The 7,210-nt window shown below is 70.5% G+C and carries 7 protein-coding genes and 1 pseudogene; 3 read left to right on the plus strand and 5 right to left on the minus strand.

All coding sequences use genetic code 11. From position 1 onward, the window contains the following. Positions 1–66: 66 nt before the first annotated feature. The 5 genes from ASG59_RS11260 to ASG59_RS11280 all read right to left on the minus strand — a co-directional run bounded on the left by ASG59_RS11260 (position 67) and on the right by ASG59_RS11280 (position 5,431). A complete protein-coding gene (locus ASG59_RS11260; protein WP_056408877.1) occupies positions 67–1,299 on the minus strand; it encodes a flagellar hook protein FlgE in 1,233 nt (410 codons plus the stop codon). A 126-nt stretch (positions 1,300–1,425) separates the two neighbouring features. Beyond that, entirely contained in the window at positions 1,426–2,763 is a 1,338-nt protein-coding gene (gene fliI, locus ASG59_RS11265; protein ID WP_056280895.1) for a flagellar protein export ATPase FliI, read from the minus strand. Between the two features lie 4 nt (positions 2,764–2,767). Beyond that, a complete protein-coding gene (gene flgF, locus ASG59_RS11270) occupies positions 2,768–3,505 on the minus strand; it encodes a flagellar basal-body rod protein FlgF (RefSeq protein WP_055880139.1) in 738 nt (245 codons plus the stop codon). A gap of 5 nt (positions 3,506–3,510) precedes the next feature. Beyond that, on the minus strand, positions 3,511–4,740 hold the full coding sequence (locus ASG59_RS11275) for a DUF1217 domain-containing protein (RefSeq protein WP_056280899.1): 1,230 nt from the start codon (positions 4,738–4,740) through the stop codon (positions 3,511–3,513). Between the two features lie 118 nt (positions 4,741–4,858). Next, positions 4,859–5,431, minus strand: coding sequence for a hypothetical protein (locus ASG59_RS11280; RefSeq protein WP_082494303.1), 573 nt, complete (start codon positions 5,429–5,431; stop codon positions 4,859–4,861). A gap of 247 nt (positions 5,432–5,678) precedes the next feature. Between ASG59_RS11280 and ASG59_RS11285 the strand changes: the two genes are divergently transcribed. The 3 genes and pseudogenes from ASG59_RS11285 to ASG59_RS11295 form a co-directional block, all read left to right on the plus strand. After that, on the plus strand, positions 5,679–5,981 hold the full coding sequence (locus ASG59_RS11285) for a PilZ domain-containing protein (RefSeq protein WP_056280900.1): 303 nt from the start codon (positions 5,679–5,681) through the stop codon (positions 5,979–5,981). 351 nt (positions 5,982–6,332) lie between these two features. Further along, a complete protein-coding gene (locus ASG59_RS11290) occupies positions 6,333–6,563 on the plus strand; it encodes a hypothetical protein (protein WP_056408879.1) in 231 nt (76 codons plus the stop codon). Beyond that, positions 6,560–7,210, plus strand: a pseudogene (locus ASG59_RS11295) (flagellin); the annotation flags it as partial. The gene ASG59_RS11290 and the pseudogene ASG59_RS11295, both read left to right, overlap by 4 nt.

The following is a 7,210-nucleotide window of genomic DNA, read 5'->3' on the forward strand; positions in this document are numbered from 1 at the left end:
GGACGCGCCGGCCGGCGCGTCCCGTGACGGTGCGAGGCGGGCGCCGCCTGGCGGGCGGCGATCCCGTCAGCGCTTGAGGTTCATCAGGGTGTCGAGCATCTCGTCGCCGGTCATGAAGACCTTCGAGTTGGCGGTGTAGATCGTCTGCGATTCGATCATGCTGGTGAGTTCGGTGCTGACGTCGACGCTCGACTGCTCGAGGGCACCGGCCTGGATCGATCCGAGGCCGCCGAGCTTGGCGAACCCGATCTGGAGGTTGCCGGACTCGTTGGTGGGCCGGAAGATGTTGCCGGCCCGCGGCTCGAGCTCGTCGGGGCTCGCCACGTTGGCCAGCGGAACCTTGAAGGCGGCGACCTTGCTGCCGTCCTCGTAGAGCGCGAAGACGGTGCCGTCGGCACCGAATTCCGAGCCCGTCACCGCGGACGGCGCCTGGCCGTCGGCCTGCCCCTTGACGTCGTAGGGGGAGCCGAGCTGGGTCACGGTGGACATGTCGAGGGTGAACGGCCCGCCGTTCGGGATCGTGAAGGAGGCCGCCGCCGGGCCGGCGATCCGGCCGTTGGCGCCGAAGGTCAGGGTCGTGGTGTCGAGCGGCGTGCCCGGGAAGCTCGCCGGGGCGGCGGCATCGTAGACGCTGGCCGACCAGGTATTGGCCCCGGTCTTGGCGAGGTAGATGTCGAGGGTGACCTTGCGCCCGACGTTGTCGAAGGTCACGAGCGAGGTCTTCTTGGAGTAGTCGCTGCCGGCGGGCGTGGCCACCTGCGGCGGCGCGAGCACGGGCCCGTCGACGGGCAGGTTGCCCGAGAAGCTGCCCTCGGTGGTCGGGGTGGCCTTGGCGCTGAACGAGGTGAGGTTCACCGGCACCATCCCCTCGGTGCTGTTGAGCGCGGGGTTGGGCTCGCCGTTGGCCAGGCTGTAGCCCATCAGGGTGAAGCCGGCGGAATTGACGAAGTTCTTGGTCTCGCCGTCCATCACGAAGTTGCCCGCGCGGGTCAGCGCGACCACCGCGTTGTCGTCCTGCACCACGAAGAAGCCGTTGCCCTGGATGGCGAGGTCGCTCTTCGAGGTGGTGAAGGAGATCGGGCCTTCCTTGCTGATCTCGTTGCGGATCGTGGTCTGGACCGCGCCGGAGTTGTAGTTGGTCGCCGAGTTGCCCTCGATGAGCAGCGAGGAGAACTCGGCCGACGTGCGCTTGTAGCCCGTCGTGCTCGAGTTCTGGATGTTCTCGGCCACCGTGGAGATGCGGTTGGACTGGGCGTTCATGCCGGACACGCCGGTTCGCAGGACGGAGATCAGGCTCATGGGGTTACCTCTTGAAATCGTTCGGCCGCTTGGCGGGCACTAGAGGGAGATTCGCTTGCGCGGGGCTTGGCGGGGACTGGCCTTGGGCGTCTTGGAGACGGGGTTCGGGGCATCGCGCGCGGTTCTTCAGCCGCGCAGCGACTGGGCGAGCTCGAGGAAGGCGTCCTCGCTCGGGGCCATGTGCGGCTCCTGGCGCAGGCCCTCGTAGATCCGGGGCACCAGCAGGATCGCCTGATCGAGCTCGGGGTCCTCCCCGGCGCGGTAGCCGCCCATCAGGCGCAGATCGCGGGTCTCCTCGAAGCGGGCCATCATCGCCTTGAGCCGGCGCACGAGTTCGCGCTGCTCGGGCGTCCAGACCTCGCCGGCCAGGCGCGAGATCGAGCCGAGGAGATCGATCGCCGGATAGCGGCCCTGCTCGGCGATGCCCCGGTCGAGGACCACGTGCCCGTCGAGCGTGCCGCGGATGCTGTCGGCCACGGGATCGTTGTGGTCGTCCCCGTCCACGAGGACGGCGAAGATGCCGGTGATGCTCCCGCTCGCCCCGGGCCGGTCGAGGCCCGGCCCCGCCCGTTCGAGGAGGCGCGGCAGGTCCGAGAACACGCTCGGCGGATAGCCGCGCGCCACCGCCGGCTCGCCGGCAGCCAGCGCCACGTCGCGGGCGGCATGGGCGTAGCGGGTCACCGAATCGACGATGAGCAGCACCGCCTCGCCCCGGTCGCGGAACGATTCGGCGATGGCCATGGCGACCTTGGGCGCCTGGCGGCGCATCATCGGGCTCTCGTCGCCGGTGGAGACCACGATGACGGCGCGGTCGCGGCTGGCGGCCATGGCGCCGTCGAGGAACTCGCGGACCTCGCGGCCGCGCTCGCCCACCAGGGCGACCACGACGCTGTCGAACCCCTGCGCCCGCGCCAGCATCGCGAGCAGGGTCGACTTGCCGACGCCCGAGCCGGCGAAGACGCCGATGCGCTGGCCGAAGCACAGCGGCGTGAACAGGTCGAAGGCGCGCACCCCGGTGCGCAGGGCGTCCCGCACCCGCGCCCGCTCCATCGCCGGGGGCGGCGAGGCGTCCACCGGCACCGCCACCGGGCCGGGGGCGAGCGCGCCGCCGCCGTCGACGGGGCGGCCCAGCGCGTCGATGACCCGGCCCTTCCAGCTCTGGTCGGGCCGCAGCACCGGGTCGCCGAGGCGGAAGGCGGGGGTGCCGATGCCGGCCTCGATGCGCGAGGCGAACGGCTTGAGCGTGACGCCGCCGGCATCCACCCGCACCACCTCGGCCACCTCCTCGCGGCCGCCGGCCGAAAAGCCCATCCGGTCGCCGAGCCTGACGAAGGCGCCCACGCCCGCCACCCGAGCGGAGCTGGCGGTGACCTCCTGGATCGTGCCGCCGATGCGCACCAGCGGCAGGGCCTCGCGCCCGCTCTCCAGGGCCGCCCCGAGGCGGTCGATGGCATCGCCTTGCATCGGCCTAACCCTGCGGGCTGAGGGAGCGGATCGCTCCCGCGAAGGAGTTCTCGGTCTCCGAGGTCAGCGTCGCCGCGCTCTCGAAGGCCCGCTGGATGGTGATGAGCTTGGTCATCTCCATGACCGGATTGACGTTGGCGCCCTCGATATGGCCCTGGATCACGCCCATCCGGGTGAAGTCCTGGACCCGCTCGGCCGGCACGCTCGGCGACACCGCGTTGGCCTCGGCGCGGGTGAGCCTGGCCCTCGGGTCGATGGTGAACAGGCCGAGCGCGCCGACCTGATTGATGTTGGGACTCTCGCCCTGGTAGATGCTGCCGTCGCGGCCGATCTTGGGCGGGCCGGCCTGCGGATCGAGCAGCAGCGGGCCGCCGCCCGGATCGAGCACGGGCTGGCCGGACATGTTCCGCAGCTGGCCGTTGGCATCCATCTTCATGCGCCCGTCGCGGGTGTAGACGGGGCCCTTGGTGCCGCCGACGCTGAGCCAGGCGTCGCCCTGGATCGCCACGTCGAGGGGCGAGTCGGTCTTGCTGACCGGCCCGGCCCGGCGCGAGATGAAGGTGTCGCCGGCACTCGTGAAGGCGATCGGGCCCTTGCTCGCCTGGGCGAGCAGGGCCTCGAAATGGGTGTCCTCCGCCCGGTAGCCGGCGGTGGAGAGGTTGGCCACGTTGTTGGCCACGGCGTTGAGGCGCTTTTCCAGGTTCACCTGGGCCGAGAGCGCGACGTAGAGTCCGTTCTGCACCGCGCTCAGCCCCGCGACCGGTTCTGGAGCGCGCTCAGGAGCAGGTCGGCATCGAGCCCCTGCGAGGCGCTGCTGCCGTCGAAGAGGGCCAGGATGGGATCGCCGGCGGTGTTGTTCTGCGCGTCCCAGATCGCGGTGAACGTTTGGATGAAGCGGTCGAGCTTGACCGGGTCCTTGAAGCTCGCGACGTCGACCTTCTCCTCGATGATCGCCGCCTGGCGGGCGATGGCCTCGGCCGAGCCGCCGTCGGGCAGGCCGAGCACGGTCTTGACCACTTGCGAGAGGGCGTCGTCGCCCAGGATGCCGAAGCCGCTGCTCACGGTCGGCGCGATGCGCGAGAAATAGAGGGCGAGGCGCACGCCGGCGTCCTCGGCGCCCGCGTCGACCTCGAGGCTCTGGCGCAGGTAGGCGTCGGTGACGCTCTTGGCCTTGGCGTCGAGGGGCAGCGCGGTGCCGAAGCCGAGGTCGAAGGCGGTCCGGCCGGGGCCCGAGAGCGCCACGTTGGCCACCGCCACCGTCCGGTTGGCGCCGGCGGGGTAGCTGACGTAGGCCGCCCCCGAGAGATCGTTGGCGGACAGGCTGTTGTAGGCCGTGGTCTCGAAGAACAGGTTGTTGCGCACGCCCAGGCCCGCCTTGACCTTGCCCTTCAGCCCGGCCTCGCCCGAGGCCTCGATCCGGGCGTTGATGGCCTCGACGATCTGCGCGCCCGAGACGGATGCCAGGTCGAGGCCCGGCCTGGCCAGGGTGTCCTTGTTGAGGACGATCGTGATCGAGCGGGTGGTCGACGCGTCGAGCTGGCTGGTGAGCGAGAAGCTGGCCTCCTTGCTGCCGGAGAAGTCGAACACGTCGGAGATGTCGAGGGCGCCGCTCAGCTGCGCCGGCGTGGTGGCGAGGCCGCTGGCCTTGGCGCCCTGCGCGAAGTCGAAGGCGCTGGCGAACGCCTTGTAGCGGCTGTCGTTGAGGCGGTTGGCGAAGCTGGTGGCGCTGGTCACGCCCTCGGTCACCACCTTGCGCATCAACGCCTTGGCGTAGGTCATCTCCTCGAGCCCCATCGCCTTCATGGCGTAGGCATAGAGGCGCTGGTCGCCGAACAGGTCGTCGACGGATTTCACCTTGCCGATGTTGGCCTCGAAGTAGGCGGTCTCGCGGGCGACGTCGGTGGTGGCGGCCTTGCGCGCCAGGGAGAGGTCGAGGTCCCGGGCGATCAGGCGGTAGCTGAAGGAGGTGTTCAGCATGGGCCGGCCCCCGCGGACGCGGACGCACCGGCGTCGGGGTGGTGGAGGGCCATGGTGCGATCCGGGTTGGCGGCAACGCCGACGGTATGATGGGGGAACGGCCGTGCCGGGGAAGGGCTCACAGCGGGGTCGGGCCGATGATGGTCTCGGAGGTCACCACCACCCAGCCCGCGCCGGTCTGGCGGATCGAGATCACGCGGCCGGCGCCGGGCAGGACGGCGCCCGGGACGATCTGCCGGAGGCCGCTGGGACCCTCCACGAGGGCAGTGCCGTCGCCGACGCGGCGCAGGACGTAGGGGCGCCCGGACACGGCGGCCAGGGGCGTCGCGCCCGCCTCCGCCGCGGCCGGGACGGCGCGGTCGGGCAGCGAGCCGGTGGTGAGGGGGTCGAGGTCCACCGCCGCCGTTCGGACGGGCGAGACACTCTTCTTCCAGGCGAACCCGTTGGCGATCGGCGGCACGATCTCGCGGACGTCGTAGCCGTTGGGGCTTCCGGCGATGGAGACGGCGGCCCATCCGCCGCAGACCGCGGCCAGGACGAGGCAGCCGCCGATGGCGGTGCGCTCCAGGGCCGCGTCGCGGGCCCGGCGCAGGATGGTGGCGCTGGCCGAGGGGCGGCGCACCGCGGCCTCCCTCGCCGTCGTGGCGAGGTGAGCGGCGGCGCCCTTGCGCAATCCTGGTGAGAAGGCCATCGCGGTCGACGTCCCTGTGGTATTTCCGATCATATGATTAACGGTCTCATGGTTAATGGCCCGTTAAGAGGGTGCCCTGCGGCCCATCCGGCGTCGTGGCCCTGTGCGTACCGGCCGGCCGGCGCCGGCGCGCCTACCGCGGACCCTATCCCCTTGTCGCCGCATGATGTTTTCGCGCCGCGGGATTCCCCTTTCGCGCCGCCTGCTGTAAGGCGCGCCTCCTGGGGCGGGAACGGAAAGACGGGCGATGACGGACGACCGTGACGGAGCGGGGCAGCACAGGGCGCTCGTCCAGCGCGGGCCCCGGCGCCAGCGGGTGATGCAGCAGGCCCGCGTCCTGTTCGGGCGCGAGACCCTGGCCTTCTGCGTGGTGCGCGACCTCTCGCGGGACGGCGCCAAGATCCGCCTCGTGCGGCCGGTCGCCCTGCCGGCGACGTTCGAGCTGATGATCGCCGCCCACGACCTGCGGGTCTTCGAGGTGGAGCTGCGCTGGCAGCGCGGCGAGTTCGCCGGCGTCGCCTTCCTGCGCCGCCTCGGCGCGGGGGCCTGACGCGATACCGCCCCCCCGCCGCCCTGTGGATGGACGCGGCCGTCGCGGCACCCTTTCGGAGGCGATGTCGCCCGGCTTAACCCGTTGCTAACGCGGACACGCCAATGTGAACACATCGGCGGCCGGTCCTGTTGGCTATAGACAAGATCACGCCGGTGACTTCGCAGTGGATAGGTCGACGAGACCTAAGACATGATGTCGTTCCACTGGTCCGGTGAGAATCCGGGATGTCAAGCGCCCGCCCTCGACTGCGCCGACACCGTTCCGGTGTCGAACGGGACGGCTGCGCTCGTGTAGGCCCGAATTCCGCGCCCTTCCCGCAAATTTCACGCTTCCGGAAAAACCCCCACCATGACCAGCCTGCTCACCAACAATGCGGCGATGACCGCCCTGACGACCCTGAAGTCCATCAACCAGTCGCTCGACATGACGAGCAACCGGGTCTCCACGGGCCAGCGCGTCTCCACCGCCTCCGACAACGCCGCCTACTGGTCGATCGCCACCACCGTCCGCACCGACAACGCCTCGCTCGGCGCCGTGAAGGACTCCCTCGGCCTCGGCTCCTCGGCCGTGGAGCGATGACCGCCCTGACGACCCTGAAGTCCATCAACCAGTCGCTCGACATGACGAGCAACCGGGTCTCCACGGGCCAGCGCGTCTCCACCGCCTCCGACAACGCCGCCTACTGGTCGATCGCCACCACCGTCCGCACCGACAACGCCTCGCTSGGCGCCGTGAAGGACTCCCTCSGCCTCGGCTCCTCGGCCGTSGACACCGCCTACAACGGTCTCAACAGCATCATCGGCGACCTGCAGAACATGCGCGCCAAGCTGCAGACCGCCCTGCAGCCCGGCGTCGACCGCGCCAAGGTCCAGACCGAGATCGACGCCATCCAGGAGAAGATGAAGGCCACCGCCAACTCGTCGAACTCCAGCGGCCAGAACTGGCTCTCGGTGAACTCCGACACCGGCACCAACCCCGCCTACCAGGCCGCCCCGAAGGTCATCGCCGGCTTCGCCCGCGCCACGGACGGCACCATCAACTTCTCCGAGATCACCGTCGATGTGAACGCGATCAAGCTCTACGACACCAACTCGGCCAGCGTTCAGACCGCCGCCACCGCCGCCCAGGTCACCGGCACCACCTCGCTCACCGGCACCGCCGGCTTCGGCTCGGGTACCGGCACCGCCAACTTCAGCGGCACCAACGAGGTCAAGATCACGCTGACC

The sequence above is a fragment of the Methylobacterium sp. Leaf466 genome, from assembly GCF_001425565.1.
Classification (GTDB): domain Bacteria; phylum Pseudomonadota; class Alphaproteobacteria; order Rhizobiales; family Beijerinckiaceae; genus Methylobacterium.